Raw genomic sequence first — 25,856 nt, 5'->3', positions numbered from 1 at the left:
GCCCTGCCACGTTTCCCTTCGGCTTTTCGTCTTCATCATGATCAAGCAAGCGCTCATCTCCGTTTCCGACAAGTCCGGCATCGTCGACTTCGCCAAATCGCTGTCGGACCTCGGCATCAAGATCCTGTCGACCGGCGGCACCGCGAAACTGCTCGCGGACGCGGGCCTGTCCGTCACCGAAGTCGCCGACTACACGGGTTTCCCGGAAATGCTCGACGGGCGCGTGAAAACGCTGCATCCGAAGGTGCACGGCGGCATCCTCGCGCGCCGCGACCTGCCCGAGCACATGGCCGCGCTCGAGAAGCACGACATTCCGACCATCGACCTGCTGGTCGTGAACCTGTACCCGTTCGTGCAGACCGTGTCGAAGGAAGAATGCTCGCTCGAGGACGCGATCGAGAACATCGACATCGGCGGCCCGACGATGCTGCGCTCGGCCGCGAAGAATCACCGCGACGTGACGGTGGTGGTCGATCCGGCCGACTACGCGGTCGTGCTCGACGAAATGCGCTCGCACGGCAACACGGTGTCGTACAAGACGAACTTCCGCCTCGCGACCAAGGTGTACGCGCACACCGCGCAATACGACGGCGCGATCACGAACTACCTGACGAGCCTGACCGACGAGTTGCAGCATTCGTCGCGCAACGAGTACCCGGCCACCTTCAACATGGCGTTCGACAAGGTGCAGGACCTGCGCTACGGCGAAAACCCGCATCAGAGCGCGGCGTTCTACCGCGACCTGGCGGTGCCGGCCGGCGCGCTCGCGAATTACAACCAGTTGCAGGGCAAGGAACTGTCGTACAACAACATCGCCGACTCCGACGCGGCGTGGGAATGCGTGAAGACCTTCGACGTGCCGGCCTGCGTGATCGTCAAACACGCGAATCCATGCGGCGTCGCGCTCGGCGCGGACGCTCACGAAGCGTATTCGAAAGCATTCCAGACCGATCCGACCTCGGCGTTCGGCGGCATCATCGCGTTCAACCGTGAAGTCGACGAAGCGACCGCGCAAGCGGTGGCGAAGCAGTTCGTCGAAGTGCTGATCGCGCCGTCGTTCAGCGCCGAAGCGCGTCAGGTGTTCGCGGCGAAGCAGAACGTGCGTCTGCTCGAAATCACGCTGGGCGAAGGCCATAACACGTTCGATCTGAAGCGCGTCGGCGGCGGTCTGCTCGTGCAGTCGCTCGACTCGAAGAACGTGCAGCCGCGCGAACTGCGCGTCGTCACGAAGCGTCATCCGACGCCGAAGGAAATGGACGACCTGCTGTTCGCATGGCGAGTCGCGAAGTACGTGAAGTCGAACGCGATCGTGTTCTGCGCGAACGGTATGACGCTCGGCGTCGGCGCGGGTCAGATGAGCCGCGTGGACTCGGCGCGCATCGCGAGCATCAAGGCGCAGAACGCCGGTCTGAGGCTGGCCGGTTCGGCGGTCGCATCGGACGCGTTCTTCCCGTTCCGCGACGGTCTCGACGTGGTCGTCGCGGCAGGCGCGACCTGCGTGATCCAGCCGGGCGGCTCGGTGCGCGACGACGAAGTGGTCAGCGCCGCCGACGAGCACAACATCGCGATGGTGCTGACTGGCGTGCGTCACTTCCGTCATTGATCGGCTGAAGTTCGGTAGCCGCAAGACAGGCCCGGCGGGTTGTCCCGCCGGGCCTTTTGTTTCGCGGCGACGCGTTCAATCGTCCGGCTCTTTGCGCGCATAACCGTCCCGCACCTGCGCATGCTGGCTGATGTACGTGCCCAAACCCCGGCCCCGCCGCGCGAGACGCTTCAGCACTGCGACATGTTCGGCGCCGACACTTGCCTCTGTGTACCAATACACGACGCCCGGCCGAAAGCGCACCTTGATGAAATCGTCGCCGATTTCGTAAGCGTCGACACCCGAGTCGCCGCTGAGATTGCGGTAGCGCTCCATTCTCGATCGCCCTCCTTGCGCAAAGCCTTTAGCAGCTTTTATTCCGCTAAGCATGCTGCCAGCGGGTCGCCGCGCGCCGCGTTCGTTGTAGTATCGCAGGCACCTGGTTTTTATCGCTTGTGCGGCACCTCATGAGAATTCTCGGCATCGACCCCGGCCTGCGCGTGACCGGCTTTGGCGTGATCGAACAACACGGCCATACACTGAGCTACGTCGCGAGCGGCGTGATCCGCACCGCCGACGCCGATCTGCCGTCGCGGCTCGGCACCATCTTCGCGGGCATCTCGACGCTGATCCGCGAGCACGCGCCGGATCAGGCGGCCATCGAAAAAGTCTTCGTCAACGTCAATCCGCAGTCGACGCTGCTGCTCGGCCAGGCGCGCGGCGCCGCGATCTGCGGGCTCGTCGCGGGCGGCGTGCCGGTCGCCGAATACACCGCGCTGCAGCTGAAGCAGTCGGTGGTCGGCTATGGCCGCGCGACCAAGGAGCAAATGCAGCAGATGGTCGTGCGGCTGCTGAGCCTGGCGGGCGTGCCCGGCACCGACGCCGCCGACGCGCTCGGCATGGCCATCTGCCACGCGCACGGCGGCTCGACGCTGAGCACGCTTGGCGGCATCGCACCGGCGCTCGCGAAGAAGGGGTTGCGCGTGCGGCGCGGGCGTCTGGTCGGCTAGCGCAACTATGCCCCGCGCCGCCGATCCGCTGCGCTACACTCGCGCTTTCCCATCCGACTCTGAAAACTAATCCGCCATGATCGGTCGCATTGCCGGCGTTCTGCTGGAAAAAAATCCGCCGCATCTGCTCGTCGACTGCAACGGCGTCGGCTATGAAGTGGACGTGCCGATGAGCACCTTCTACAACCTGCCGTCGACCGGCGAGCGCATTGTGCTGCTCACGCAGATGATCGTTCGCGAGGACGCGCATCTGCTGTACGGCTTCGGCACCGCGCAGGAACGCTCGACGTTCCGCGAGCTGCTGAAGATTTCCGGCATCGGCGCGCGCATGGCGCTCGCGGTGCTGTCGGGCATGAGCGTCGCGGAGCTCGCGCAGACTGTCACGATGCAGGACGCCGCGCGCCTCACGCGTGTACCGGGCATCGGCAAGAAGACCGCCGAGCGGCTGCTGCTCGAACTGAAGGGCAAGCTCGGCGCCGACCTCGGCGCGATGGCGGGCGCCGCGTCGCCATCCGACCACGCCTCCGACATCCTCAATGCGCTGCTCGCGCTCGGCTACTCGGAAAAAGAAGCGCTCGCGGCAATCAAGAACGTGCCGGCCGGTACGGGCGTGTCCGAGGGCATCAAGCTCGCGTTGAAGGCGCTGTCGAAGGGCTAAGCGCCAAGCCGCGCGCGGTACAATGACCGCATGATCGAAACCGACAAACTCGCCGCCGAGCGCATCATTGCGGCCACGCCCGTGTCGCCGAACGAAGAAGCGTTCGAGCGCGCGCTGCGCCCGCGTCAGCTCGACGAATATGTCGGGCAGGAGAAAGTGCGCGGCCAGCTCGAAATCTTCATCGAGGCCGCGAAGCGCCGTTCCGAATCGCTGGACCACGTGCTGCTGTTCGGGCCGCCGGGCCTCGGCAAGACCACGCTCGCGCACATCATCGCGCGCGAGATGGGCGTCAATCTGCGGCAAACGTCGGGGCCGGTGCTCGAACGCGCCGGCGACCTCGCCGCGCTGCTGACCAATCTCGAAGCCAACGACGTTCTTTTCATCGACGAAATCCACCGGCTCTCGCCGGTCGTCGAGGAAATCCTGTATCCAGCGCTCGAGGATTATCAGATCGACATCATGATCGGCGAAGGGCCGGCCGCGCGCAGCGTGAAGCTCGATCTGCAGCCGTTCACGCTGGTCGGCGCGACCACGCGCGCTGGTATGCTGACCAATCCGCTGCGCGACCGCTTCGGCATCGTCGCGCGACTCGAGTTCTATAACGCCGAGGAGCTCGCGCGCATCGTCACGCGTTCGGCCGCGCTGCTCGGCGCGCAGATCCATCCGGACGGCGCGGTCGAAATCGCCCGTCGCGCGCGCGGCACGCCGCGTATCGCGAACCGCTTGCTGCGGCGCGTGCGCGACTTCGCCGAAGTGAAGGCTGACGGCAACATCACCGCGCAGGTGGCCGACGCCGCGCTCAGGATGCTCGACGTCGACGCGGTCGGCTTCGACCTGATGGACCGCAAGCTGCTCGAAGCGATCCTGCACAAGTTCGACGGTGGCCCGGTCGGTGTCGACAACCTCGCCGCGGCGATCGGCGAGGAGCGCGACACGATCGAAGACGTGCTCGAGCCGTATCTGATCCAGCAGGGCTTCCTGCAGCGCACGCCACGCGGCCGCATCGCCACGCTGCTCACGTACCGGCATTTCGGGCTGGCCGCGCCGGATTCGGCGAGCGCGCGGCCGGGTCTGTGGGATTCCACGAACTGAGTCACGCGACGAGGCCGACCAGGATGTCAGACCAGACCCAGCAACCCGGCCCTTCCAACCGTTCACCTGTCAATCCCGCCGGCGACCCGTCCGGCAATGTCACGCGGCGCCTCACCCACCGCCTGCGCTCGAAGCTCGCCGCCGGCGTCACGCATCTGACGACCGGCAGCGGACCGGTGCTCGACTACTCGTTGCCGCCGGGCGACCCCGGTCTGTTCGGGCCGGACTCCGTCTGCTGGAAGGTCCACGCCGACTTCGCGTCGATGATGACCGGCGGCATCAGCGCGCTGCTGCTTCAGGCGCTGCATCCGCTCGCGCTCGCGGGCGTTTGGGATCACTCGAGCTTTCGCACCGACATCCTGGGCCGGCTGCGTCGCACGGCGACGTTCATCGCCGGCACAACGTACGGCAGCAAGAACGATGCGCTCGCGCTGATCGAGCGCGTGAAGCGCATTCATCTCGACGTGACCGGCGTCGCACCGGACGGCCAGTCGTATCGCGCGAGCGAGCCCGCGCTGCTGACGTGGGTGCACGTCGCGGAAGTGTCGAGCTTCATGGCCGCGCATCTGCGCTATGTGAATCCGGTGCTGTCCGTCGCGGCGCAGGATCAATACTTCGCGGAAACCGCGCGCATCGCGGAAATGCTCGGCGCCGTCGATATTCCGCGCTCGCGCGCCGAGATCGAGGCGTACCTGCTCGCGATGCGGCCCGCGCTCGTCGCGAGCGAGCGCACGCGCGAAGTCGTGAGGATTCTGATGAACGCGCCGGCACCGAGCTTCGCGATGCGGCCCGCTGGCACGCTAATGCTCAACGCGGGGGTCGATCTGTTGCCCGACTGGGCGCAGACGATGCTCGGCTTGAATCGCCACGCGGCGCTGCGTCGAACCTTCGCGCGGCCTGGCGTGCGGTTCGTCGCGCCGGTGATCCGCTGGGCGCTGGTCAATGGGGTATCGAAGCGGGCTCGGCGCCGCGCGGCGGCGGCGGTGCGGGAGCAGGATTGATTGCGGCACGCGTCTCGGGCCATAGCCCGCCCTTGCTTACCGCCCCGGTCCCTTCCTGAAACCATCATCGTCGGCGCTGCCCGCGTCGAGATGCGTTACGTCCGCCCACGACACGATCGTCGCGCGACCGTCCCCGTAATCCACGACGTTCAGGCTGGTGTTCAGCAGGGGGTAGTCGCGCGGTGCGTCGAGCCGCATGCCGGTTGCAAAGCGGCGCACGCAGTCGAGCACCCCGCCATGCGTGACACAGGCGATGCGCCCGCCCGGATGCGCGGCGACGAGCGGCTCGATCGCATGCACGATGCGGTGGTAGAACACGCGGTGCGACTCGCCCTCGGGCGGCGCGAAGCCAGGATCGCGGGTTTGCCACTGCGCGTATTCGTCGGGGAAACGCAGCGCGATCTCGTCGCTGTCATGGCCCTGGAACGCGCCGTACGAGCGCTCGCGCAAGTTCTCGCGCGGCTGCAGCGGCAGGCCGAGCGCCTCGCCGATCGGCTGCGCGGTCTGCTGCGCGCGCTGCAAGTCGCTCGAATAGATCGCGTCGAGCCGCGCGCCCTGCTTCGCCTCGTCGGCGAGGCGCCGCGCGAGACGTCGCGCCTGCGCGACGCCGGTCGTCGCGAGCGGAATGTCGATGTGGCCTTGAATGCGCTTGATGCGGTTCCAGTCGGTCTCGCCGTGCCGGATAAACAGGATCTGCGTCGTCATGAGAGAGAGGTGCCGTTCGCGGTTGTGTCGAGCGACTATTGTCGCAAAAAGCAGCGGCACGGCCCGCCTGCGGCGACGGCGGGCTCGAACGTTCGCGTTCTTTTACGCGGTGGTCTGCAACCAGAACGTGACCGGCCCGTCGTTGACGAGCGACACCTGCATATCCGCGCCGAACTCGCCAGTCTCGACGATCGGATGCTTCGCGCGCGCGGCCGCGACGAAGTAGTCGAACAGGCGCTTGCCCTCGTCGGGCGGCGCGGCCGGCGTGAAGCTCGGGCGCAGGCCGCTGTTGGTATCGGCCGCGAGCGTGAACTGCGACACGAGCAGCAGGCCGCCCGCGCGTCCGGCGCCGTCGAGATTCTGCACCGACAGGTTCATCTTGCCGGCCGCGTCGCTGAACACGCGGTAACCGAGCACCTTGGCGAGCAGCTTGTCGGCCGTGGCCTCGGTGTCGCCGCGCTCCGCGCAGACGAGCGCGAGCAGGCCCGCGTCGATCGCGCCGGTCACGCGATCGGCGACGCGCACTTCGGCGCGCCGCACGCGTTGGATCAGCGCGATCACGCCGTCAGCGTCACGCGCGCGAAACGGCGCTTGCCGACCTGCACGACGTACTCGCCCGCTTCGACCTTCAGGCCCTTGTCGGACACCGCGGCGCCGTCGATCTTCACGCCGCCTTGCTCGATGTTGCGCAGCGCCTCGCTCGTCGACGGTACGAGGTTCGCCTGCTTCAGCAACTGGCCGATCGCGAGCGGTGCGCCCGCGAGCGTCACGGCCGGGATGTCGTCGGGCACGCCGCCCTTCGCGCGATGGTTGAAGTCCTCGAGCGCGCGTTCGGCGTCCGCCTGCGAGTGGAAACGCGCGACGATTTCCTGGCCGAGCATCACCTTGAAATCGCGCGGATTACGGCCCGCGTCGGCCTCGCGCTTGAAGCCGGCGATTTCGTCCATCGGACGGAACGACAGCAGTTCGAAATACCGCCACATCAGCGTGTCGGAGATGCTCATCAGCTTGCCGAACATGTCGGTCGGCTTTTCGCTGATGCCGATGTAGTTGTTCTTCGACTTCGACATCTTCTCGACGCCGTCGAGCCCTTCGAGCAGCGGCATCGTCAGGATGCACTGCTGCTCCTGGCCGTACTGCTTCTGCAACTCGCGACCCACCAGCAGGTTGAACTTCTGATCCGTGCCGCCGAGCTCCAGGTCCGCGTTCAGCGCGACCGAGTCGTAGCCCTGCATCAGCGGGTACAGGAATTCGTGGATCGAGATCGGCACGCCGCCCTGGAAGCGCTTCGTGAAGTCCTCGCGCTCGAGAATGCGTGCGACCGTGTAGCGCGACGCAAGCTTGATCATGCCGTCGGCGCCTAGCGGCATCGACCATTCGCTGTTGTAGCGAATCTCGGTCTTGTCGCGATCGAGCACGAGCGCGGCTTGCTCGAAATAGGTCTTCGCGTTCGATTCGATCTGCTCGCGCGTGAGCGGCGGGCGGGTCGCGTTGCGCCCGGACGGGTCGCCGATCAGCGACGTGAAGTCGCCGATCAGGAAAATCACCGTGTGGCCGAGGTCCTGCAACTGGCGCATCTTGTTCAGCACGACCGTGTGGCCGATGTGGATGTCGGGTGCAGTCGGATCGAGCCCGAGCTTGATGCGCAGCGGCTTGGCCGTCGCCGCGCTGCGCGCGAGCTTTTGCGCGAATTCGTCTTCGATCAGCAGTTCGTCGACGCCGCGCCTGGTCACGGCGAGCGCGTGACGGACTTCGTCGGTGATCGGGAAGGCGGAAGCGGGATTGGGCTGGGTGGACTCGGTGCTCATGCTGGAAACGTGAAGTCGCGAAAAAACAGGATTGTCCCATAGATGCGCGCCGCCGCGCCCTCTCACGCGCCCCGCACGGCCCCGCGACGGGCCAATTCGTTGCGGCTCGCGTCACCTTCGCCGTTTGCGCCGATAATCTGCTACAACAAATCGGAATGAACATCGACAGGAGCAGCGACGTGACGCAAGATCCCGCAGACGGCATCTATTTCGGACTGATGTCGGGAACCAGCATGGACGGTGTGGACGGCGTGGCCGTCCGGTTTGCCAATGGGAAGCCGCCCGAGGTGCTGGCCGAAGCGTTCGTCGGCTTTTCGGCCGGCATCCGCGAAGCGCTGTTCGCGCTGCAACAGCCGGGGGACAACGAGATCGAGCGCGAGGCGCTCGCCGCCAACGCGCTCGCGACGCGCTACACGGTGTGCTGCCACGATCTGCTGCGCGACAGCCGCGTATCGGCCAATGACGTCCGTGCGATCGGCGTGCATGGGCAGACCGTGCGGCATCGGCCGGAAAAGGGGTACACGCGACAGATCAACAACCCGGCGCTGCTCGCGGAAATGCTGCATATCGACGTGGTCGCCGATTTCCGCAGCCGCGACGTCGCGGCAGGCGGCCAGGGCGCGCCGCTCGTGCCCGCTTTTCACGCGACGATCTTCGGTGCGAAGGACGAAACGCGCGTCGTCTGCAATCTTGGCGGAATCAGCAACATCACGATCCTGAACGCGACCGGCGGCGTGCGCGGCTTCGACTGCGGGCCGGCGAACGCGCTGCTCGACGCGTGGGCCGAGCGCCAGCTCGGCAAGCCATTCGACGAAAACGGTCATTTCGCGGCGAGTGGCCAGGTCGATCGCAAGCTGCTGAACGCGTTGCTCGACGAACCATTCTTCGCAGAGCAGCCGCCCAAGAGCACCGGCCGCGATCTGTTCAACACCGCATGGCTCGATGCGAAGCTCGAGCCGTTCTCCGCGCTCGCAGCAGCCGACGTACAGGCGACGCTCGTCGCGCTGACCGCGGTGACGGTCGCGCGCGAGATTGAGCGGCATGCATCCGATGCGCGGGCCGTGTACGTGTGCGGCGGCGGCGCGCGCAATCCGGAGATCATGAAGGCGTTGCAGCAGGCGCTCGAAGACAGCGGCGTAAGCGGCGTGCCCGTGATGACGACCGACGCGCTCGGCGTGCCGCCGAGCCAGGTCGAGCCGCTCGCGTTCGCGTGGCTCGCGATGCGCTGCATCGCGCGTCTGCCGGGCAGTCTGCCAAGCGTGACCGGGGCATCCGCGGAGCGGGTGTTGGGGGCTATTTATCCGCGCTGAGAAAAGGCAGATGCGAACAAACCCACGCCTCTTGACGTCGCGGGTTGCCTCTGCGGCGCGAAAACAATAAAAAAACGGCGCCGAGGCACCGTTTTCACTGTGGCACGAAGAGCCTGTCCGCTCAGACCGAGAACGACGAACCGCAACCGCAGGTCGTGCTCGCGTTCGGGTTTTTGATGACGAACTGCGCGCCGTTGATGTCGTCCTTGTAGTCGATCTCTGCGCCGACCAGGTACTGGTAGCTCATCGAGTCGATCAGCAGCTGGACGCCGCTCTTGTTCATCACGGTGTCGTCTTCGTTGATCGCTTCGTCAAACGTGAAGCCGTACTGGAAGCCCGAGCAGCCGCCGCCCTGCACGAACACGCGCAGCTTGAGCTCCGGGTTGCCTTCCTCATCGATCAGTTGCTTGACCTTGTCAGCCGCTGCGTCGGTGAAGACGAAGGGGGCCGGCATCTCGGTCACGGGGGTGTCGGTGACTGCGTTCATTCGAACTCTCCAAATAGCTTTAGCCGATATTGTAGGGCTGTTCCGGATATCGTGCTGAAGCCCACAAAATCAATGGGTTCTTGCTGCAAGGTCGATGCAAGGCGAGCCGATGCCGCTTGAGCGAACGAGACCGGCCCGCGAACCCCGGCAAACCATAAAAAAAGCCGCCTTCGCGCGTGGCGTTGGCGGCTTTTGCTGCAAACCGGCGTGAAGGCCGGTTCGCGCCCGAAACGATTAACGCTTCGAGAATTGCTTGCGGCGACGTGCCTTGTGGAAGCCGACCTTCTTACGTTCGACTTCACGAGCGTCACGCGTGACGAAGCCAGCCTTCGACAGTTCCGGCTTCAGCGTTGCGTCATAGTCCATCAGCGCGCGGGTGATGCCGTGGCGAACCGCACCGGCTTGACCCGTTTCACCGCCGCCGGTCACGTTGACCTTGATGTCGAACGTGACACCGTGGTTCGTCAGCTCCAGCGGTTGACGCACGATCATCAGCGACGTTTCGCGCGAGAAGTAGTCGGCGATGGGCTTGCCGTTCACAACGATGTCGCCCTTGCCTGCCTTGATGAACACGCGAGCGACGGCACTCTTGCGGCGGCCCGTGCCGTAATTCCAGTTACCGATCATGTGGGCTCCCCTTAGATCTCGATCTCGAGCGCCTTCGGCTGTTGTGCCGAATGCGGATGCGTTGCGTCAGCGTAGACCTTCAGCTTCTTGATCATCGCGTAGCCGAGCGGACCCTTCGGCAGCATGCCCTTGACCGCTTTCTCGAGCGCACGGCCCGGGAAGCGTTCCTGCATCTTGCCGAACGTCGTTTCATAGATACCGCCCGGGTAGCCCGAGTGACGGTAGTACTTCTTGTCGGTAACCTTGTTGCCCGTGACCTTCAGCTTGCCGGCGTTGATGACGATGATGAAATCACCGGTGTCGACGTGGGGAGTGAATTCAGGCTTGTGCTTGCCGCGAAGACGGTGTGCCACTTCGCTGGCGACACGCCCGAGAACCTTATCCGTCGCGTCAATCACGTACCATTCGCGCGTCACCTCATGGGCTTTTGCGGAAAACGTCTTCATGATCGATCCAAAAAAATTGCTGCGCCCAATGTGTTCTTTCCTGCTTGTAGTGTGCGCATCGAGGCGCGTGCAGGCTCTCCCTGGTTCTTCTTCCGCGGGCGCGGATGCGGAAAAGCCCTGAATTATAAAGGAATTTGTGCTGGCAAGTCAAAACGTGCGATGCGCTCGCCGCGAGCGGCCAGGAAACGGGGCGAAACGCCTGACAAACGGGGGCGAAAAAAAACCCGAACGAGCGGCTCGGGTTTAATCCACCAAAGGAGGAGGTGGAGGAGACAGCGGAGGTTGCAGAACTGCTGCAACGATGGAGTAAATTATAAGAGTCACCCTTGTGCAACGCAAGAAGATTTGCATTGTGAAATTAGTTTTCACAATGTGACAGATTCGATGCAGGGAGGACATTTGACGAAACTCCTTTTGGCTCAAGCACTAAAGGCCAAAAAATTCGAATCGCATCAGACATGCCTTAGAGTAAGTACCCTAAACTGTCCGAGGAATTCTGGAACCACCCGCCCATTCCGCACCGCAACAAGAAAGCAATCACCGTGCATGGACGCGGGATGCGCTCAGCGTGCGCCAATCGTCAGACACCGGGCTACAATGCCGTCTCGACAAAGCGATGCGCGGTGGGAGTGACAGCATGGAATGCAAAGTAAGCTGGATGGGACAAGACGGGATGGCGTTCGCGGCCGAGACGGGCAGCGGTCATCTGGTCGCGATGGACGGCGCACCCGAGGGTGGCGGACGCAACCTCGCGCCGCGCCCGATGGAAATGGTGCTGCTCGGCACCGGCGGCTGCACCGCCTACGACGTCGTGATGATCCTGAAGAAGAGCCGCCAGGAGATCGCCGGCTGCTCGGTGACACTGAAGGCCGAGCGCGCGAGCGAAGATCCGAAGGTGTTCACGAAGATCCACTTCCACTTCACGGTGACGGGCAAGAATCTGAACCCGGCGACCGTCGAGCGCGCGATCAACCTCTCGCACGACAAATACTGCTCGGCGTCGATCATGATCGCGAAGACCGCCGAGCTCACGCATTCGTTCGACATCGTCGCGCTCTGAGCGCGAAAGCGATGGCGGCCACGGCCGCCACCCCGCCCCAAATGAAAAAGCCGGCGTCCCAACGGACGCCGGCTTTCCTTATACAGCGGCAAAGCAGGCCGATAAGCCGGATTCTGTGCACGCGCCGCGCCCGAAGACTCGACCCGCGTGGCAGCCATTCCTCTAGGCGCGCCATTACTGACGCGCTCAAGCTTCCTACCCGCAGACGAGACGGGGGCCCCGTCCTGCATCGCGAAGATGCGCGCCTGCCTACTTGGAATTGCTCCGGGTGGAGGTTACCGTGCCGGTCTGCCTTGCGACAGCCGCGGTGCGCTCTTACCGCACCGTTTCACCCTTACCTGATCCCGGCTTGCGCCGGGCCATCGGCGGTTTGCTTTCTGTTGCCCTGTTCCGCGTGTCGCCACGGATGGCCGTTAGCCATCACCCTGCCCTGTGGAGTCCGGACTTTCCTCGCCCTCGTTGGCCGAAGCCGTCGAGGCCGCGACTGCCTGGCCTGCTTTGCTGGCGCGAATTTTAACACCGAACTTGGAAGCGCCTAGCGCTTGCGCCGCCCCGTGCGGAACACGGACGCGTCGTCGTAGAACGCCGGCGATTCGTTCTCGGGCCACCAGCCCGGAATGCCGAGCACCGGCAGCGGCGCGAACATGCGGCTCGTCAAAGCGTCGGGGCCGAGCAGCGCCGCGCTGACGGCTTCATCGAGCCATGCGTCGCGCGGCGGGGTGTCCCATTCGAAATACTCTGCCGGAACGTCGACGATCCATGCATGGCCGGTGCAGCCCTTGAACGGCGCGATCAGCTTTTCGAGCAGCGCATGGCCGAAGCACCGCACTTCGCAGCGCCGCCCCCACGCATCGCGCCACGCGACAAACAGCGTCTGCCACTCGAAGCCGCGTAGCGCGGCGTTCAGCGAAGAATCGGCGCAAGCGAACAGCAGCGCGTTTTCGTCGAAGAGGGTCAGCATATCGCGCACACCGCCACGCGTCGGGCCGACGCCGAGCACGTCGAGTTCCGCCGACTGGCGCGCGTTCAGCGCCGCCTTGATGCGCGGAAACGCGAACCACATCGAACCGTTGAAGAAGTCGTGCAGATTGTGGCGCGTCGGCACGCAACCGGTCGACGCTATATGCCCCTCGTACGCGGCACCCGGTGGCAGGTCGTCCTGCGCGATGAACGCAAGAGGCTGGCCGCGGCCGGTGGTCTGTTGCATCTGGGCGGCGTCGGCGTTCATCGCGGCGAGAAGGTCCGCGTAGCCGGTCAGCGCGGCTTGCTGCCAACGCTGACCGCGTGCGGCGAATTGCGCGAACCACGGCTTCGACCAGTCGATTGCGGCGAAGCACGGTGGCAGAGGCTCGGGTGCCATGCCGCGCGCAGCTTTGGTTGCCGCGGCTTCATGCGCTACCGCGGAGCCCGCTTTCGCCGCCTTATCAATCTTGGCAGCGCGCTGCCCCGCCTCACGCTCCCGCATCTACCGCAGCCTCAAACGAGACGCCAGCCAATCGACTCCCCGCCTCGCAGCGGCACGACCGGCGTATCGCCGGCCGGCAGCTCGGCCGGCAGCGTCCATTCCTCGCGACGCAGCGTGACCTTCTCCGTATTGCGCGGCAGACGGTAGAAGTCCGGACCATGGAAGCTCGCGAAGCCTTCGAGCTTGTCGAGCGCGCCCGCCTTGTCGAATGCTTCGGTATAGAGCTCGAGCGCGTGCAACGCGGTGTAGCAGCCTGCGCAACCGCACGCGTGTTCCTTCAGCCCCTTCGGATGCGGCGCGCTGTCGGTGCCGAGGAAGAAGCGCGGATCGCCCGAGGTCGCCGCCTCGACCAGCGCGACGCGATGCGTCTCGCGTTTGAGCACCGGCAGGCAGTAGTAATGCGGACGGATGCCCCCCTGGAAAATCGCGTTGCGGTTGTACAGCAGATGGTGCGCGGTGATCGTAGCGCCAAGCAGTTGCGGCGCGACGCCCGCTTCGCGGACGTAGTCGGCCGCGTCCTTCGTCGTGATGTGCTCGAACACGACTTTCAGCGCCGGAAATGCGCGGCGCAGCGGCATCATCACGCGATCGATGAAGACCTTTTCGCGATCGAACAGATCGATGTCCGAATCGGTCACCTCGCCATGCACGAGCAGCGGCATGCCGACTTCCTGCATCACTTCCAGCGTCTTCGCGCACTTCATCAGATCGGTGACGCCCGCGTCGGAGTTCGTCGTCGCACCCGCCGGGTACAGCTTCACGCCGTGCACGAAGCCGCTCTCTCGCGCGCGGCGGATCTCGTCGGGCGGCGTGTTGTCGGTCAGGTACAGCGTCATCAGCGGCTCGAATTTCGCGCCCTCGGGAATCGCGGCGATGATGCGCTCGCGATATGCCTCCGCCATCGCGGTCGTCGCGACCGGCGGCTTCAGGTTCGGCATGATGATCGCGCGACCGAACTGGCGCGCGGTGTCAGGCAGCACGGCCGCGAGCATCGCGCCGTCGCGCACGTGCAGATGCCAGTCGTCCGGGCGGACCAGTGTGATGGAATCGGGGGAAACGTTGGAAGCAGTCATGGCAGGAATACGAGACTTCGCGCGCCTCGCTGATCGACCGGTCAAACCGCGTTGTAGCGGCCCAAACACATGTCAATTTTGCTATTTGGCGTCTCCGGCTCGGTGATATGCTTGGGAAATCATCATTGTAACGGCTCACTCCGTTCACAGGCTCACCTGCAACATGTGCCAACTTCTCGGAATGAACTGCGCCGCGCCGACGGACGTCACGTTTTCCTTTACCGGCTTTGCGGCGCGTGGCGGCGTCACCGATCACCACGCCGACGGCTGGGGCATCGCTTTCTTTGAAGACAAGGCGTGCCGCTTGTTCATCGATCATCAATCGTCGGCCACGTCGCCGATCGCCGAGATGGTCAAGCGCTATCCGATCAAATCGAAAAACACGATCGCGCACATCCGCAAGGCGACGCAAGGGCACATCCTGCTCGAAAACTGCCACCCGTTCATGCGCGAACTGTGGGGGCGTCACTGGATCTTCGCGCATAACGGCGACCTGCAGGCTTACGCGCCGGAACTGAACGGCGTGTATCAGCCGGTCGGCACGACCGACAGCGAACTCTCGTTCTGCGCGCTGCTGGAAGGTTTGCGTAAGGCTTTTCCGGGCCCGCAGCAGCCGCCGCTTCACGAGCTGTTCGCCGCGCTCGAGACGCTCACGCGTGAAATCACGCAGTACGGCGTGTTCAATTTCCTGATGTCTAACGGCCAGGCCCTGTTCGCGCATTGCTCGACGCATCTGCATTACGTCGTGCGTCGCTGGCCGTTTTCGACCGCGCATCTGGTCGACGCGGACGTGTCGATCGATTTCGCCAAATACACGACACCCGAAGACCGCGTCGCGGTGATCGCGACCAAGCCGCTGACCGACAACGAAGTGTGGACCGCGTTCAAGCCCGGCGATCTGCTGATGTTCCAGCATGGCGACGTGATCGGCCGCGCCAATATCCCGGTGCCGAAGTCGGTGCTCGAAAAGTTGCGCAATCCGGCACTCGACGCATCGGCGTCGGCCACGACGATCGCGGCGTCGAACGGCGCGCACGCGGTGGGCACGAGCGCAACCACGCTTTCACCCGACAGCGAAACCGATCTCGAAGCCGCCGATGACACGGCAGCGTTCGAGTCGTAAGCCGCCGCGTCACCTTACGCCTGCGAAACAAAAAGCCGCTCCGTGGAGCGGCTTTTTTTTCGTCCCGCGCGAGCCCCGAAACGAGGCCTGCGCACCCACCCTCAGTGCAGAATCTTCGCGAGAAAATCCTTCGCGCGATCCGACTTCGGATTCGCGAAGAAGTCTTCCTTGCGGTCGTCTTCGACGATCAAACCCTTGTCCATGAAAATCACGCGATGCGCGACCTTCTTCGCGAAGCCCATTTCGTGCGTCACGCACATCATGGTCATGCCTTCCTGCGCGAGTTCGACCATCACGTCGAGCACTTCGTTGATCATCTCCGGATCGAGCGCCGAGGTCGGCTCGTCGAACAGCATCGCGATCGGGTCCATGGAGAGCGCACGCGCAATCGCCACGCGCTGCTGCTGACCACCGGACAGCTGCCCCGGATACTTGTCCGCATGTGCGCGCAGGCCGACGCGATCGAGCAGCTTCAGGGCCTTCGCGGTCGCCTCGTCGTTCGAGCGGCCGAGCACCTTGACCTGCGCGAGCGTCAGGTTCTGCACGATCGACAGATGCGGAAACAGTTCGAAGTGCTGGAACACCATGCCGACCTTCGAGCGCAGCTTCGACAGATTGGTTTTCTTGTCGGTCAGCGACTGGCCGTTGATGACGATCTCGCCCTTCTGGAACGGCTCGAGTCCGTTGACGGTCTTGATCAGCGTGGACTTGCCCGAACCGGACGGCCCGCACACCACGACCACTTCGCCCTTTTTGACTTCCGTCGTGCAGTCGGTCAGCACCTGGAAATGGCCGTACCACTTCGAAACATTCTTGATAGAGATCATCTTGCGACCTTTTTCTGAAGACCTTTGACGAGGCTCGACGCGATCACGCAGATCACGAAATAACACGCGCCCGCGAACAGTACCATCTCGACGTTCGTGCCGTCACGATCGCCAATATTCGTAGCCGTGCGGAAGAAGTCGGCGAGGCTGATCACGTAGACGAGCGACGTATCCTGAAACAGCACGATACCCTGCGTGAGCAGCAGCGGCACCATCGCGCGGAACGCCTGCGGCAGCACGATCAGGCGCATCGCCTGCCCATAGGTCATGCCGAGCGCGAACGACGCGTTGACCTGACCACGCGGCACCGCCTGAATGCCGGCGCGGATGATCTCCGAATAATACGCGGCCTCGAACAGCGAGAACGCGACCATCGCCGAGGCGAGCCGGATGTCGATGTCGGCCGACAGACCGAGCACGCTTTGCAGCACCTGCGGCACGATCAGGAAGAACCACAGCAGCACCATCACGAGCGGGATCGAACGGAAGAGCGTCACGTAAGCCTGCGCGAACCATCCGAGCGGCTTGATCGGCGACAGTCGAAACATCGCGAGAATGGTGCCCCAGATGATGCCGAATACGATCGCGATCAGCGTGATCTTGAACGTGATGATCGCGCCGGTCCATAGCGTAGGCAGCGCGCCCGGAATACCGCTCCAGTCGAAATGATGCATCACTTTCCTCCGATATAGCCAGGCAGCCGGGCCTTCACTTCGACCCAGCGCATCAGTTGCATCACGATCAGATTGATCAGCATGTATGCGACCGTGACCGCGATGAACGACTCGTAAGTTTGCGACGTGTAGTCGACGAGCTGGCGCGCCTGCGCGGACAGATCGAGCAGACCGATCGTCGAGGCAACCGCGGAGTTCTTGAAGATGTTCAGAAACTCGGAGGTGAGCGGCGGCACGATGATGCGGTACGCGACCGGCAGCAGCACATAGCGATACGTCTGCCACTGCGTGAAGCCTACCGCCAGACCGGCCGCGCGCTGGCCGCGCGGCAACGCGTTGATGCCCGAGCGCACCTGCTCGCACACGCGCGCGGCGGTGAAGAGGCCCAGACACACGATCGACGATGAGAAGAACTGCGCGCCCGGCGGCAATTGCTTGAACCAGTTGCCGATCGACACGGGCAGCAGCTCCGGTATCACCAGATACCAGATGAAGAACTGCACGATCAGCGGAATGTTACGGAAAATCGCAACGTAGACGGTGCCGACGCCCGACGCCCATTTGTTGGGCACCGTGCGCAGCACACCGAAGAGCGAGCCGACGATCAGCGCGATCACCCATGCCGACAGCGACACGGTGACCGTCACCCACAGCCCCGAGAGCAGCCAGCCCAGGTAGGTGGTCGGCTCGCCCGTGGAGACGGGACTCAGCAGAATGCCCCAGTTCCAGTGATATGACATGACCAAGACTCCGGCAAAAAGAAACGGAAGAAGCGCGCGGCCCCTTCCGTTCCTTTCAGCGTTTTGAAAGTGTCGAAAAAGCAGCTAGTTTAGTCGATTGCCTTGTCGTTCGGGTTCTTGAACAGCGCACGCATATCGTCGCTCATCGGGAAGTTCAGGTTCAGGCCCTTCGGCGGGATCGGCGATTCGAACCAGCGCTTGTAGATCTGTTCGCCTTCGCCCGACGTTTGCACCTTCGCGATGGCGTCGTCGGCGACCTTCTTGAAGTCGGGGTCGTTCTTGCGCAGCATGCAGCCGTACGCCTCCCTCGATTGCGGCGTGCCGACGATCACGAAATCGCCCGGGTTGCTCGACTTCGCGCGCTCGCCCGCGAGCAGCGCGTCGTCCATCATGAACGCGGCGGCACGGCCCGTCGACAGCGTCAGGAACGATTCGCCGTGATCCTTCGCGCTGATGATGTTCATGCCCATGTTCTTGTCCTGGTTCATCTTGCGAAGCAGGCGCTCGGACGTGGTGCCGGCGGTCGTGACGACCGTCTTGCCCTTCAGGTCCGGGAAGTCCTTGATGCCGGAATCTTTCTTGGTCATCAGGCGCGTGCCGATCACGAAGATCGTGTTCGTGAAGGCAGCCTGCTGCTGACGCTCGAGGTTATTCGTGGTTGAACCGCACTCGATGTCGACCGTGCCGTTCTGCACGAGCGGAATGCGGTTCTGCGACGTAACCGGCACGAGCTTCACCTTCAGGTTCGGCATGTTCAGCTTCTGCTTGACGGCCTCGACGATCTTCATCGCGTAATCCTGCGAGTAGCCGATCACGTTCTGCTTTTCGTCGTAATAGGAGAACGGGATCGACGATTCGCGATGGCCCAGCGAAATGACGCCCGTATCCTTGATCTTTTTCAGCGTGCCCGAGTCTTGCGCATGCGCGCCAACCGTAAACAGTCCGAGAGTCGCGAGCAGCAGCGCAGCTTCTTTAATCTTCATCTAGATCTCCTTGGCAAGAACCGGCGCCAGTGTAACAAAGTAATTTTTCTGAAAGTATCGCTATTAACCATTCTGTTGCGCGCACGCCGCGATAGGCTCGCGGCGCCGTGGCACGGCCGTTTCGTGCATATGAGAAGGCGGGCGGCATCGATAGGATGCCGCCCGCCGGTCAAACACGCCGTCTTGTGGACCGCGTTGATGCACGAAGTTTCGGCGGTGTGCGCCTCCCGGCCCGGATACCGGGCCGCGTCACCGCCGTTTCAAACAAGATAGGACACGGTCCATCAGGGATACAAGCCGCGCATCTCGCGCGCCTGCAAAATCCGCTTACACGCGACGATGAACGCAGCCGTGCGCACCGACACGTTCTGCTCGCTCGACACCTGCCACACCGCCGCGAACGCTTCGCGCATCACGCGCTCGAGGCGCTCGTTGATCTCGTCCTCGGTCCAGAAGAAGCTCGAGAAGTCCTGGACCCATTCGAAATATGACACTGTCACACCGCCGGCATTCGCGACCACGTCCGGAATCACGAGGATGCCGCGATCGTGCAGGATGTCGTCTGCCGCCGTGGTGGTCGGGCCGTTCGCGCCCTCGACGATGATCCTGGTGTTGATCTTGCCGGCGTTTTTTTCGGTGATCTGATTTTCCAGCGCCGCCGGAATCAGGATGTCCGACTCGACGGTCCAGAACTCCTCACCGGTGATCGCGTCGGCTTCGGGGAAACCGCCGACGCCGCCCGTCTTCGCGACGTAGTCGAGCAGCGCGACCGCGTCGATGCCGGTGGACTTGTACACCGAGCCGGTGTGGTCCTGCACCGCGACGACCTTCGCGCCCGCCTCCTGGAACAGACGCGCGGCGATGCCGCCGACGTTGCCGAAGCCCTGCACCGCGATACGCGCGCCTTCGATGTCGAAGCCGATGCGGCGAGCCGCTTCGCAGCCCACCACGAACACGCCGCGGCCGGTCGCCTCGCGACGGCCGAGCGAGCCGCCGAGCGTGATTGGCTTGCCAGTCACGACGCCGGTGGCCGTCTGGCCCTGATTCATCGAGTACGTGTCCATCATCCACGCCATGATCTGCTCGTTCGTGTTCACGTCCGGCGCGGGGATGTCGGTATTCGGTCCGATGATGATGCCGATCTCGCTCGTATAGCGGCGCGTCACGCGCTCGAGCTCGCCACGCGACAGCGTGCGCGGATCGACGCGGATGCCGCCCTTCGCGCCGCCGTACGGCACGTTCACCGCCGCATTCTTCACCGACATCCACGCGGACAGCGCCATCACTTCGGATAGCGTCACGTCCTGGTGATAACGCACGCCGCCCTTGCCCGGACCGCGCGACACGTTGTGTTGCACGCGATAACCCTCGAAGTGCGCGACCGTGCCGTTGTCGAGTTCGATGGGCACGTCGACGACGAGAATGCGCTTCGGGCGTTTCAGGGTTTCGAGCCAGCGGGACAGCGAACCGAGATACGGCGCGACGCGGTCGACCTGGCGCAGATAGTTGCCCCAAGGGCCGAGGTCTTCCTTATTGAGGTAGGAGGGAACGGCTTGCAACGTTGAGGCGGCTTGGACCGATTCTGCGGCTTGTTGCTGGGATGACATGAACGCTCCGGCGTTTGATCGAGTACGGGCATTGTGGAAAAACGCCGTATCGAAATCCAATGCCGTTTCCTTATCCCGTTATGTTTTTCTTGCATAACGTTCGCAAAGCCGCAAATTCGCGTCGTCGCGACGCAGGTTCGAGTTTGAGTTTTATGCCGCGGCTCAGGCGGCGCTCTGCCGGAGTTCCTCCGACACCACGTCCCACAACCGGCGCACGAGAATCTGGCGCGCGTCGTCGCTTTTCGCGGCGAGCTTGTCGCGATACAGGCGAATCTCCATGCTGAGCGTCAGCTGCCCTTCCGGCGAGCCGCGCGTCGCGCGATCGAGGCGGATCAGCCGGCCTTCGGCCACCGCATCTTCGACCGCGCTATGCGGCAGAAACGCGATGCCGTGACCAGCGAGCGCCATCGCCTTGAGCCCCTCGGCCATGTCGGTTTCGTAGAGCCGGTCGAGGTACAGGCGCTCCGGCGCGTTCGCGAGAATCACCTCGGTCATGCGCCCGAGGTACGCGTTCGGCGTGTACGACAGATACGGCGCGGGCGCATCGGCCGAGCCTGGCAGCGTGTGACGCGGCCGGCCCGCCCGGGCCGGCGCCGAGAACGGGCTGATCGGCTCGTGGCCGAGCGTCAGCATGTCGTAGCGCGCCGGATCGAGCGCGACCGGATGGCTCGGATGGTGGTAGCCCATCATCAGATCGCAGCCGCCTTCCACCAGCGAGAGCGCCGCGTCGTGCACGTTCAGCGCGCGCAGCCGCGTGTGGATCGGGCCCATCTGCGCCTCGATGCGCTGCAGCCAGCGCGGGAAGTAAGTGAGCGACAGCGTGTGGGGGACCGCGAATTCGATCGTCGCCTGGGGCGTCGCCGTGTGGCCGCGCAGCAGCGCGCGCGCCTCGTGAAATTGCGACAGCATCGCGAGCGCCTGCTCGTTGAACACCTGACCGGCCGCCGTGAGCCGCGTCGGATAAACAGAACGGTCGATCAGTTCCGTGCCGAGCCACGCTTCGAGCGCCTGGATGCGGCGCGAGAAAGCCGGCTGCGTGACGTGGCGCAACTCGGCCGAGCGGCTGAAGCTACGCGTTTCCGCGAGCGAAATAAAGTCTTCGAGCCATTTCAGTTCCATGCGATTGCGCTTGCCGTCGAGAGGGAAGAAGTCTGCATTCTAGCGGCGCCGATTGCGACCGACGCATCCGGGCGGGCCGATCGCGTCACAGTGGTAAAATTCAGGGTTCCCTCCGTTCCCGACCCGCTCGCTGAGCGCTCAACCGCTTCAACCCGGTCCTCATCATGTCCGACACCCGCCCCGACACCCTGTTCGCGCTGAACGCGCTTTCTCCGCTCGACGGCCGCTACGCCGCCAAAACCGAAGCCCTGCGCGACTGGCTCTCGGAAGCCGCCTTCATGCGCAATCGCGTGACGGTCGAAATCCACTGGCTGATCGCGCTGTCGCGCGCCGGCTTCGCTGAAGTGCCGCGCTTCTCCGAGGCGTCCGAGCAATTCCTGCTGCAACTGGCCGAGCGCTTCACCGCGCACGACGCCGCGCGCATCAAGGAAATCGAGCGCGTGACGAACCACGACGTGAAGGCCGTCGAATACTGGCTGAAGGAATCGGTGAAGGGCCATGAAGAACTGGAGCGTGCCAGCGAGTTCATCCACTTCGCGTGCACGTCGGAAGACATCAACAACACGTCGCACGGCCTGATGCTCGCCGGCGCGCGCGAACACGTGATCCTGCCGGCGCTGCGCTCGGTGCATCAACGCCTCGTTGCGCTCGCGCACGCGCACGCCGCCCAGCCGATGCTGTCGCGCACGCACGGCCAGCCGGCCAGCCCGACCACGCTCGGCAAGGAAATCGCCAACGTCGCCGCGCGGCTCGCGCGTGCGATCGAACGTATCGCGAAGGTCGAACTGCTCGGCAAGATGAACGGCGCGGTCGGCAACTTCAACGCGCACCTGTCCGCGTATCCGGAGTTCGACTGGGAAGCATTCTCGAAGGACGTCGTCGAGAACCGTCTGAAGCTCGCGTTCAATCCATACACGACCCAGATCGAGCCGCACGACTACATGGCCGAGCTGTTCGACGCGATCTCGCGCGCGAACACGATCCTGCTGGATCTGGACCGCGACGTGTGGGGCTACATCTCGCTCGGCTACTTCAAGCAGCGCACGAAGGCCGGCGAAATCGGTTCGTCGACGATGCCGCACAAGGTCAATCCGATCGACTTCGAAAACTCGGAAGGCAACCTCGGCCTCGCGAACGCGACGTTGCGTCACCTCGCCGACAAGCTGCCGGTGTCGCGCTGGCAGCGCGACCTGACCGACTCGACGGTGCTGCGCAACATCGGCGTCGCGTTCGGCTACTCGCTGCTCGCGTACGACTCGCTGATCCGCGGCCTCGACAAGCTCGAAGTGAATGCGCAGCGTCTGAACGAAGACCTCGACAACTGCTGGGAAGTGCTGGCCGAGCCGGTGCAGACCGTGATGCGCCGTTACGGCATCGAGAATCCGTACGAGCAGTTGAAGGAGCTCACGCGCGGCAAGGGCATCACGCGCGAGGCGCTGCAGAGCTTCATTGGCGGCCTGGCGATTGCGCAGGACGCGAAGGACCGCCTGCTCGCGATGACGCCCGGCTCGTACATCGGCCGGGCCGTCGAACTGGCGAAGCGGATCGGCTGATCGGCTGGCCCAGCTTCTTCAATGCATAAAAAAGCCGCTCCGAGGAGCGGCTTTTTTTTCGTCCCGCGTTCAAAGCTGGAACGCGAAGCAATCAACGACTCAGCGCGCTTCGACCTGCCTGAGCACCTCGTCGACGATCTGTTCCGGCGTCAGATCGATGCTGACCGTGATCGCTTCGTCGTCACCGGGCTCCTCGAGCGTGTCGAGCTGGCTTTGCAGCAGCGACGGATCGAAGAAATGCCCGGTGCGATCCTCGAGACGCTCCGCGAGCACCTCGCGCGAACCCCTCAGGTAGACGAAGCACACGTCCTTGTCGCCGGCACGCAGAATGTCGCGATACGAGCGCTTCAGCGACGAACACGTGAACACCGCCGTCTCGCCCGCTTTCTGCTTTTCCTCGATCGCCGCGCGGATCGTCTTCAGCCACGGCCAGCGGTCTTCGTCGGTGAGCGGAATGCCGTGGTGCATCTTCTCCTTGTTCGCCGCGCTATGGAACGCGTCGCCGTCGGTGAACGCGCAATGCAGGCGCTCGGCCAGCATTTCGCCAATCCTCGTCTTGCCGGCGCCCGACACGCCCATTGCGATCAGAATCATTTGAAACTCCTTACAGGACCGCCGCGAGTGCGAAGGTCAGGCCCAGCCCCATCACCGAAATGATGGTTTCGAGGAGCGACCACGTCTTGAAGGTCTGCACCACCGTCATGCCGAAATATTCCTTGATCAGCCAGAAGCCGCCGTCGTTCACGTGCGAGAAGATCAGCGAGCCCGAGCCGGTCGCGAGCACCATCAGTTCCGGCTTCACCTGCACCGCGCCCGCCGCCGCGATCGGCGCGACGATGCCGCAGGCGGTCGTCATCGCGACGGTGGCCGAGCCGGTCGCGAGACGCATCATCGCCGCGACGAGCCAGCCGAACAGCAGCGGCGACAGATGCACCGCGGTCGCCACGCTGGTGATTTCCTTCGAAATGCCGCTATCCATCAGTACGCGGCCAAAACCACCGCCCGCACCGACGATCAGTGTAATACCCGCGATCGGCGCGAGACATTCTCCGCAGAACTTCTGAATCTGCTCGCGGTTAAAGCCGCGGCTCGCGCCGAAGGTCCAGAAGCTGACCAGCACGGCCGTCAGCAGCGCGACGTCGGTGTTGCCGAAAAAGCGCAGCAGATCGTTCGGCAGCGTCTTCGGCTCGAAAACCAGGTCGGCCCAGCTGCCGACCAGCATCAGGACCACCGGCAACAGGATCGTGACCAGCGTGATGCCGAAGCCCGGCAGTTCGCGCTTCGGTGCAGCGGTCTTCGCGGCGTTACCACTTTGCACGCCGTTGGCGTCCTTCACGTCGCTGCCCAGAAATTGCGCGGCAAGCGGATTTTCCTTCGGCAACTGGACATGACGGCTCACCAGCAACGCGAACAGCGGACCGGCGACGATCGCGCACGGCACGCCGACGATCAGACCGTAGGCGATCGTCTTGCCGATGTCCGCGTGATACGCCTGCACGGCGAGCAGTGCGGCCGGGTGCGGCGGAATCAGCCCGTGCACGACGGACAGACCCGCGACCATCGGCAGGCCGACCAGCAGCAGCGATTTGTTGGTGCGCTTGGCGACGTTGAACGCGATCGGAATCAGCAGCACGAAGCCGACTTCGAAGAACACCGGCAAGCCGACGATGATCGCGACCACCATCATCGCCCAGTGAATGTGTTTCTCACCGAACCAGTTGATCAGCGTGGTCGCGATGCGCTCGGCGCCGCCCGATTCGGCCATCATCTTGCCGAGCATCGTACCGAGACCGACGACGATGGCAATGTGCCCGAGCGTGTTGCCGTTCCCCGTTTCGAACGATTTGACGATGGTCTGCATCGGCATGCCGGCCACGAGGCCCAGCAGCAACGACACGATGATCAGAACGAGAAACGGATAGACCTTGAAGCGCGTGATCAGCAAGATCAGCAGCGCGATCGCGATCAATGCGTAGACCAGCAGCAAGCTGCCGTGGGCAGATTCCATGAAGCCCCTCCTTTGGTTTATTGACTTCAGAGTGCGGATGCGGCCGGCACTTCGTCTCACGGCAACCTGCGCGATGCCTGAAAACCCGGCTAGCCGCGCGGACGCTGAATTCTACTGTTTGTTTCCAGAAAGCGCGCGCAAATCCAGCACGCATATCAGGTAAAAAAAGAGTCTCGCCGCGACAGCCTGATGCGGCTGTATCGACGAGACTCCTGGGCCCGGTTCAGTTGACCGATGCGCTATTGGGTTGTGGAGCTTAGTGCGCGGGTGCCGCCAGTTGGCTCGCGGCGCGCGCGAGGCGCGTGAGCTCGTCCCAGTTCTGCGCGGCGAGCGCGGCCTTCGGCGTGAGCCACGAACCGCCGACACAGACCACGTTCGGCAGCGACAGGAAGTGCGGCGCGCTTTCCGGCGTGATGCCGCCGGTCGGGCAGAACTTCAGCGCCGGGAACGGGCCGTGGAACGCCTGCAGCATCGGCACGCCGCCTGCCTGCTGTGCGGGGAAGAACTTGACTATCTCGTAGCCGAGTTCGAGCGCGAGGATGATGTCCGACGGCGTCATCACGCCGGGCAACAGCGGCAGACCCACATCCTGCGCGGCCTTGTGCATGTCCTTGGTCAGACCCGGCGACACGCCGAACTGCGCGCCCGCCTTCTTCGCCTGGGCGCAATGCTCGGGCTTCGTGATCGTGCCGACACCGACCACGATGTCGTCCGCGAGTTCGCACGCACGCTCGATCGCGCCGAGGCCCGCCGACGTGCGCAGCGTGATTTCGAGCACCTTCACGCCGCCCGCGTGCAACGCGCGCGACACGTGTTCGCCCTGTTCGACCGTGTCGAACGCGAGCACCGGAATCACCGGGCCGAGGCGCACGATATCGCTTACTGTTTTCGACGTCAT

27 protein-coding genes and 1 other RNA gene are annotated in these 25,856 nt (G+C 64.0%); 9 read left to right on the top strand and 19 right to left on the bottom strand.

Annotation, left to right across the window (positions count from 1 at the left end; genetic code table 11):
- The first annotated feature begins 37 nt into the window (after window positions 1-37).
- On the top strand, window positions 38-1,603 hold the full coding sequence (gene purH, locus OKW39_RS14965) for a bifunctional phosphoribosylaminoimidazolecarboxamide formyltransferase/IMP cyclohydrolase (RefSeq protein ID WP_429562943.1): 1,566 nt from the start codon (window positions 38-40) through the stop codon (window positions 1,601-1,603).
- A 75-nt stretch (window positions 1,604-1,678) separates the two neighbouring features.
- Here the strand turns inward: purH and OKW39_RS14960 are convergent, their stop codons facing one another.
- Window positions 1,679-1,918, bottom strand: a complete 240-nt coding sequence (locus tag OKW39_RS14960) for a hypothetical protein (RefSeq protein WP_018421774.1) — start codon at window positions 1,916-1,918, stop codon at window positions 1,679-1,681.
- Window positions 1,919-2,049: 131 nt separating this feature from the next.
- Between OKW39_RS14960 and ruvC the strand changes: the two genes are divergently transcribed.
- From ruvC to OKW39_RS14940, 4 genes are all read left to right on the top strand, one after another.
- On the top strand, window positions 2,050-2,592 hold the full coding sequence (gene ruvC / locus OKW39_RS14955; protein ID WP_090801813.1) for a crossover junction endodeoxyribonuclease RuvC: 543 nt from the start codon (window positions 2,050-2,052) through the stop codon (window positions 2,590-2,592).
- A gap of 76 nt (window positions 2,593-2,668) precedes the next feature.
- Window positions 2,669-3,250 carry a Holliday junction branch migration protein RuvA gene (gene ruvA, locus OKW39_RS14950; RefSeq protein ID WP_184022945.1) on the top strand — a complete coding sequence of 194 codons (582 nt, stop codon included), beginning with the start codon at window positions 2,669-2,671 and terminating at the stop codon, window positions 3,248-3,250.
- A 30-nt stretch (window positions 3,251-3,280) separates the two neighbouring features.
- A complete protein-coding gene (gene ruvB / locus OKW39_RS14945) occupies window positions 3,281-4,342 on the top strand; it encodes a Holliday junction branch migration DNA helicase RuvB (protein ID WP_090801816.1) in 1,062 nt (353 codons plus the stop codon).
- A 23-nt stretch (window positions 4,343-4,365) separates the two neighbouring features.
- Window positions 4,366-5,343 carry an oxygenase MpaB family protein gene (locus tag OKW39_RS14940; protein WP_429562942.1) on the top strand — a complete coding sequence of 326 codons (978 nt, stop codon included), beginning with the start codon at window positions 4,366-4,368 and terminating at the stop codon, window positions 5,341-5,343.
- A 36-nt stretch (window positions 5,344-5,379) separates the two neighbouring features.
- Here the strand turns inward: OKW39_RS14940 and OKW39_RS14935 are convergent, their stop codons facing one another.
- The 3 genes from OKW39_RS14935 to tyrS form a co-directional block, all read right to left on the bottom strand.
- Complete coding sequence (locus OKW39_RS14935) at window positions 5,380-6,048, bottom strand: histidine phosphatase family protein (protein ID WP_090801818.1); 669 nt, start codon at window positions 6,046-6,048, stop codon at window positions 5,380-5,382.
- A gap of 102 nt (window positions 6,049-6,150) precedes the next feature.
- On the bottom strand, window positions 6,151-6,609 hold the full coding sequence (gene dtd, locus OKW39_RS14930) for a D-aminoacyl-tRNA deacylase (RefSeq protein ID WP_090801819.1): 459 nt from the start codon (window positions 6,607-6,609) through the stop codon (window positions 6,151-6,153).
- A complete protein-coding gene (tyrS, locus tag OKW39_RS14925) occupies window positions 6,606-7,856 on the bottom strand; it encodes a tyrosine--tRNA ligase (RefSeq protein ID WP_090801820.1) in 1,251 nt (416 codons plus the stop codon). Before tyrS ends, dtd begins: the two co-directional genes overlap by 4 nt.
- A 179-nt stretch (window positions 7,857-8,035) precedes the next feature.
- Here tyrS and OKW39_RS14920 point away from each other — a divergent pair, with 179 nt between their 5' ends.
- Window positions 8,036-9,166: an anhydro-N-acetylmuramic acid kinase gene (locus OKW39_RS14920; protein WP_429335310.1), complete on the top strand. Its 1,131-nt coding sequence runs from the start codon at window positions 8,036-8,038 to the stop codon at window positions 9,164-9,166.
- Between the two features lie 121 nt (window positions 9,167-9,287).
- Here the strand turns inward: OKW39_RS14920 and erpA are convergent, their stop codons facing one another.
- The 3 genes from erpA to rplM all read right to left on the bottom strand — a co-directional run bounded on the left by erpA (window position 9,288) and on the right by rplM (window position 10,726).
- Entirely contained in the window at window positions 9,288-9,653 is a 366-nt protein-coding gene (gene erpA / locus OKW39_RS14915) for an iron-sulfur cluster insertion protein ErpA (RefSeq protein ID WP_027198818.1), read from the bottom strand.
- Window positions 9,654-9,887: 234 nt separating this feature from the next.
- Window positions 9,888-10,280, bottom strand: a complete 393-nt coding sequence (rpsI, locus tag OKW39_RS14910; protein ID WP_011489810.1) for a 30S ribosomal protein S9 — start codon at window positions 10,278-10,280, stop codon at window positions 9,888-9,890.
- A gap of 11 nt (window positions 10,281-10,291) precedes the next feature.
- The gene (gene rplM / locus OKW39_RS14905; RefSeq protein ID WP_090801822.1) at window positions 10,292-10,726 is read right to left on the bottom strand and encodes a 50S ribosomal protein L13; all 435 of its coding nucleotides are present in this window, start codon (window positions 10,724-10,726) and stop codon (window positions 10,292-10,294) included.
- A gap of 637 nt (window positions 10,727-11,363) precedes the next feature.
- On the opposite strand from rplM, the gene OKW39_RS14900 reads away from it, so the two are divergent.
- Entirely contained in the window at window positions 11,364-11,786 is a 423-nt protein-coding gene (locus OKW39_RS14900) for an OsmC family protein (RefSeq protein WP_026226035.1), read from the top strand.
- Between the two features lie 86 nt (window positions 11,787-11,872).
- On the opposite strand, the gene rnpB is transcribed toward OKW39_RS14900, so the two are convergent.
- From rnpB to pyrC, 3 genes are all read right to left on the bottom strand, one after another.
- Window positions 11,873-12,286: RNase P RNA component class A (gene rnpB / locus OKW39_RS14895), an RNA gene on the bottom strand.
- A 35-nt stretch (window positions 12,287-12,321) separates the two neighbouring features.
- Window positions 12,322-13,251 (bottom strand): DUF3025 domain-containing protein, encoded by a 930-nt coding sequence (locus OKW39_RS14890; protein WP_429562941.1) that lies wholly within the window; start codon window positions 13,249-13,251, stop codon window positions 12,322-12,324.
- A gap of 11 nt (window positions 13,252-13,262) precedes the next feature.
- On the bottom strand, window positions 13,263-14,324 hold the full coding sequence (gene pyrC / locus OKW39_RS14885; RefSeq protein WP_429562940.1) for a dihydroorotase: 1,062 nt from the start codon (window positions 14,322-14,324) through the stop codon (window positions 13,263-13,265).
- A 163-nt stretch (window positions 14,325-14,487) separates the two neighbouring features.
- Here pyrC and OKW39_RS14880 point away from each other — a divergent pair, with 163 nt between their 5' ends.
- Window positions 14,488-15,447: a class II glutamine amidotransferase gene (locus OKW39_RS14880; protein WP_429562939.1), complete on the top strand. Its 960-nt coding sequence runs from the start codon at window positions 14,488-14,490 to the stop codon at window positions 15,445-15,447.
- Window positions 15,448-15,548: 101 nt separating this feature from the next.
- Here OKW39_RS14880 and OKW39_RS14875 read toward each other — a convergent pair whose 3' ends face one another.
- The 6 genes from OKW39_RS14875 to OKW39_RS14850 all read right to left on the bottom strand — a co-directional run bounded on the left by OKW39_RS14875 (window position 15,549) and on the right by OKW39_RS14850 (window position 21,397).
- Complete coding sequence (locus OKW39_RS14875; RefSeq protein WP_090801826.1) at window positions 15,549-16,274, bottom strand: amino acid ABC transporter ATP-binding protein; 726 nt, start codon at window positions 16,272-16,274, stop codon at window positions 15,549-15,551.
- Window positions 16,271-16,948 (bottom strand): glutamate/aspartate ABC transporter permease GltK, encoded by a 678-nt coding sequence (gene gltK, locus OKW39_RS14870; RefSeq protein WP_018421788.1) that lies wholly within the window; start codon window positions 16,946-16,948, stop codon window positions 16,271-16,273. Before gltK ends, OKW39_RS14875 begins: the two co-directional genes overlap by 4 nt.
- Window positions 16,948-17,688, bottom strand: coding sequence for an amino acid ABC transporter permease (locus tag OKW39_RS14865; protein WP_090801827.1), 741 nt, complete (start codon window positions 17,686-17,688; stop codon window positions 16,948-16,950). The genes gltK and OKW39_RS14865 overlap by 1 nt, the downstream gene beginning before the upstream one ends.
- Before the next feature lie 89 nt (window positions 17,689-17,777).
- Entirely contained in the window at window positions 17,778-18,671 is an 894-nt protein-coding gene (locus OKW39_RS14860; RefSeq protein WP_429335312.1) for a glutamate/aspartate ABC transporter substrate-binding protein, read from the bottom strand.
- A 284-nt stretch (window positions 18,672-18,955) separates the two neighbouring features.
- The gene (locus OKW39_RS14855; protein WP_429335313.1) at window positions 18,956-20,278 is read right to left on the bottom strand and encodes a Glu/Leu/Phe/Val family dehydrogenase; all 1,323 of its coding nucleotides are present in this window, start codon (window positions 20,276-20,278) and stop codon (window positions 18,956-18,958) included.
- Window positions 20,279-20,440: 162 nt separating this feature from the next.
- A complete protein-coding gene (locus OKW39_RS14850; protein ID WP_429562938.1) occupies window positions 20,441-21,397 on the bottom strand; it encodes a LysR family transcriptional regulator in 957 nt (318 codons plus the stop codon).
- Window positions 21,398-21,561: 164 nt separating this feature from the next.
- Here OKW39_RS14850 and purB point away from each other — a divergent pair, with 164 nt between their 5' ends.
- The gene (purB, locus tag OKW39_RS14845) at window positions 21,562-22,950 is read left to right on the top strand and encodes an adenylosuccinate lyase (RefSeq protein ID WP_184058442.1); all 1,389 of its coding nucleotides are present in this window, start codon (window positions 21,562-21,564) and stop codon (window positions 22,948-22,950) included.
- 99 nt (window positions 22,951-23,049) lie between these two features.
- On the opposite strand, the gene OKW39_RS14840 is transcribed toward purB, so the two are convergent.
- The 3 genes from OKW39_RS14840 to eda all read right to left on the bottom strand — a co-directional run bounded on the left by OKW39_RS14840 (window position 23,050) and on the right by eda (window position 25,856).
- Window positions 23,050-23,544, bottom strand: coding sequence for a gluconokinase (locus OKW39_RS14840; RefSeq protein ID WP_429562937.1), 495 nt, complete (start codon window positions 23,542-23,544; stop codon window positions 23,050-23,052).
- Between the two features lie 10 nt (window positions 23,545-23,554).
- Complete coding sequence (locus OKW39_RS14835; RefSeq protein WP_429562936.1) at window positions 23,555-24,958, bottom strand: gluconate:H+ symporter; 1,404 nt, start codon at window positions 24,956-24,958, stop codon at window positions 23,555-23,557.
- A 256-nt stretch (window positions 24,959-25,214) separates the two neighbouring features.
- Window positions 25,215-25,856, bottom strand: coding sequence for a bifunctional 4-hydroxy-2-oxoglutarate aldolase/2-dehydro-3-deoxy-phosphogluconate aldolase (gene eda / locus OKW39_RS14830; RefSeq protein WP_429362965.1), 642 nt, complete (start codon window positions 25,854-25,856; stop codon window positions 25,215-25,217).

It is taken from the genome of Paraburkholderia sp. MM6662-R1, from assembly GCF_050436245.1.
GTDB lineage: Bacteria > Pseudomonadota > Gammaproteobacteria > Burkholderiales > Burkholderiaceae > Paraburkholderia > Paraburkholderia tuberum.
This window is presented reverse-complemented; position numbering and strand designations above follow the sequence as displayed.

Bases quoted from the DNA above. Each gene is read 5' to 3' on its own strand.
- OKW39_RS14960 (WP_018421774.1), bottom strand. From the start codon at position 1,918: ATGGAGCGCTACCGCAATCTCAGCGGCGACTCGGGTGTCGACGCTTAC.
- purH (WP_429562943.1), top strand. From the start codon at position 38: ATGATCAAGCAAGCGCTCATCTCCGTTTCCGACAAGTCCGGCATCGTC.
- OKW39_RS14835 (WP_429562936.1), bottom strand. From the start codon at position 24,958: ATGGAATCTGCCCACGGCAGCTTGCTGCTGGTCTACGCATTGATCGCG.
- ruvB (WP_090801816.1), top strand. From the start codon at position 3,281: ATGATCGAAACCGACAAACTCGCCGCCGAGCGCATCATTGCGGCCACG.
- eda (WP_429362965.1), bottom strand. From the start codon at position 25,856: ATGACGTCGAAAACAGTAAGCGATATCGTGCGCCTCGGCCCGGTGATT.
- purB (WP_184058442.1), top strand. From the start codon at position 21,562: ATGTCCGACACCCGCCCCGACACCCTGTTCGCGCTGAACGCGCTTTCT.
- OKW39_RS14865 (WP_090801827.1), bottom strand. From the start codon at position 17,688: ATGTCATATCACTGGAACTGGGGCATTCTGCTGAGTCCCGTCTCCACG.
- OKW39_RS14875 (WP_090801826.1), bottom strand. From the start codon at position 16,274: ATGATCTCTATCAAGAATGTTTCGAAGTGGTACGGCCATTTCCAGGTG.
- OKW39_RS14840 (WP_429562937.1), bottom strand. From the start codon at position 23,544: ATGATTCTGATCGCAATGGGCGTGTCGGGCGCCGGCAAGACGAGGATT.
- ruvA (WP_184022945.1), top strand. From the start codon at position 2,669: ATGATCGGTCGCATTGCCGGCGTTCTGCTGGAAAAAAATCCGCCGCAT.
- rplM (WP_090801822.1), bottom strand. From the start codon at position 10,726: ATGAAGACGTTTTCCGCAAAAGCCCATGAGGTGACGCGCGAATGGTAC.
- OKW39_RS14935 (WP_090801818.1), bottom strand. From the start codon at position 6,048: ATGACGACGCAGATCCTGTTTATCCGGCACGGCGAGACCGACTGGAAC.
- OKW39_RS14900 (WP_026226035.1), top strand. From the start codon at position 11,364: ATGGAATGCAAAGTAAGCTGGATGGGACAAGACGGGATGGCGTTCGCG.
- OKW39_RS14855 (WP_429335313.1), bottom strand. From the start codon at position 20,278: ATGTCATCCCAGCAACAAGCCGCAGAATCGGTCCAAGCCGCCTCAACG.
- tyrS (WP_090801820.1), bottom strand. From the start codon at position 7,856: ATGAGCACCGAGTCCACCCAGCCCAATCCCGCTTCCGCCTTCCCGATC.
- gltK (WP_018421788.1), bottom strand. From the start codon at position 16,948: ATGCATCATTTCGACTGGAGCGGTATTCCGGGCGCGCTGCCTACGCTA.
- rpsI (WP_011489810.1), bottom strand. From the start codon at position 10,280: ATGATCGGTAACTGGAATTACGGCACGGGCCGCCGCAAGAGTGCCGTC.
- pyrC (WP_429562940.1), bottom strand. From the start codon at position 14,324: ATGACTGCTTCCAACGTTTCCCCCGATTCCATCACACTGGTCCGCCCG.
- OKW39_RS14850 (WP_429562938.1), bottom strand. From the start codon at position 21,397: ATGGAACTGAAATGGCTCGAAGACTTTATTTCGCTCGCGGAAACGCGT.
- OKW39_RS14940 (WP_429562942.1), top strand. From the start codon at position 4,366: ATGTCAGACCAGACCCAGCAACCCGGCCCTTCCAACCGTTCACCTGTC.
- ruvC (WP_090801813.1), top strand. From the start codon at position 2,050: ATGAGAATTCTCGGCATCGACCCCGGCCTGCGCGTGACCGGCTTTGGC.
- OKW39_RS14860 (WP_429335312.1), bottom strand. From the start codon at position 18,671: ATGAAGATTAAAGAAGCTGCGCTGCTGCTCGCGACTCTCGGACTGTTT.
- erpA (WP_027198818.1), bottom strand. From the start codon at position 9,653: ATGAACGCAGTCACCGACACCCCCGTGACCGAGATGCCGGCCCCCTTC.
- OKW39_RS14890 (WP_429562941.1), bottom strand. From the start codon at position 13,251: ATGCGGGAGCGTGAGGCGGGGCAGCGCGCTGCCAAGATTGATAAGGCG.
- OKW39_RS14880 (WP_429562939.1), top strand. From the start codon at position 14,488: ATGTGCCAACTTCTCGGAATGAACTGCGCCGCGCCGACGGACGTCACG.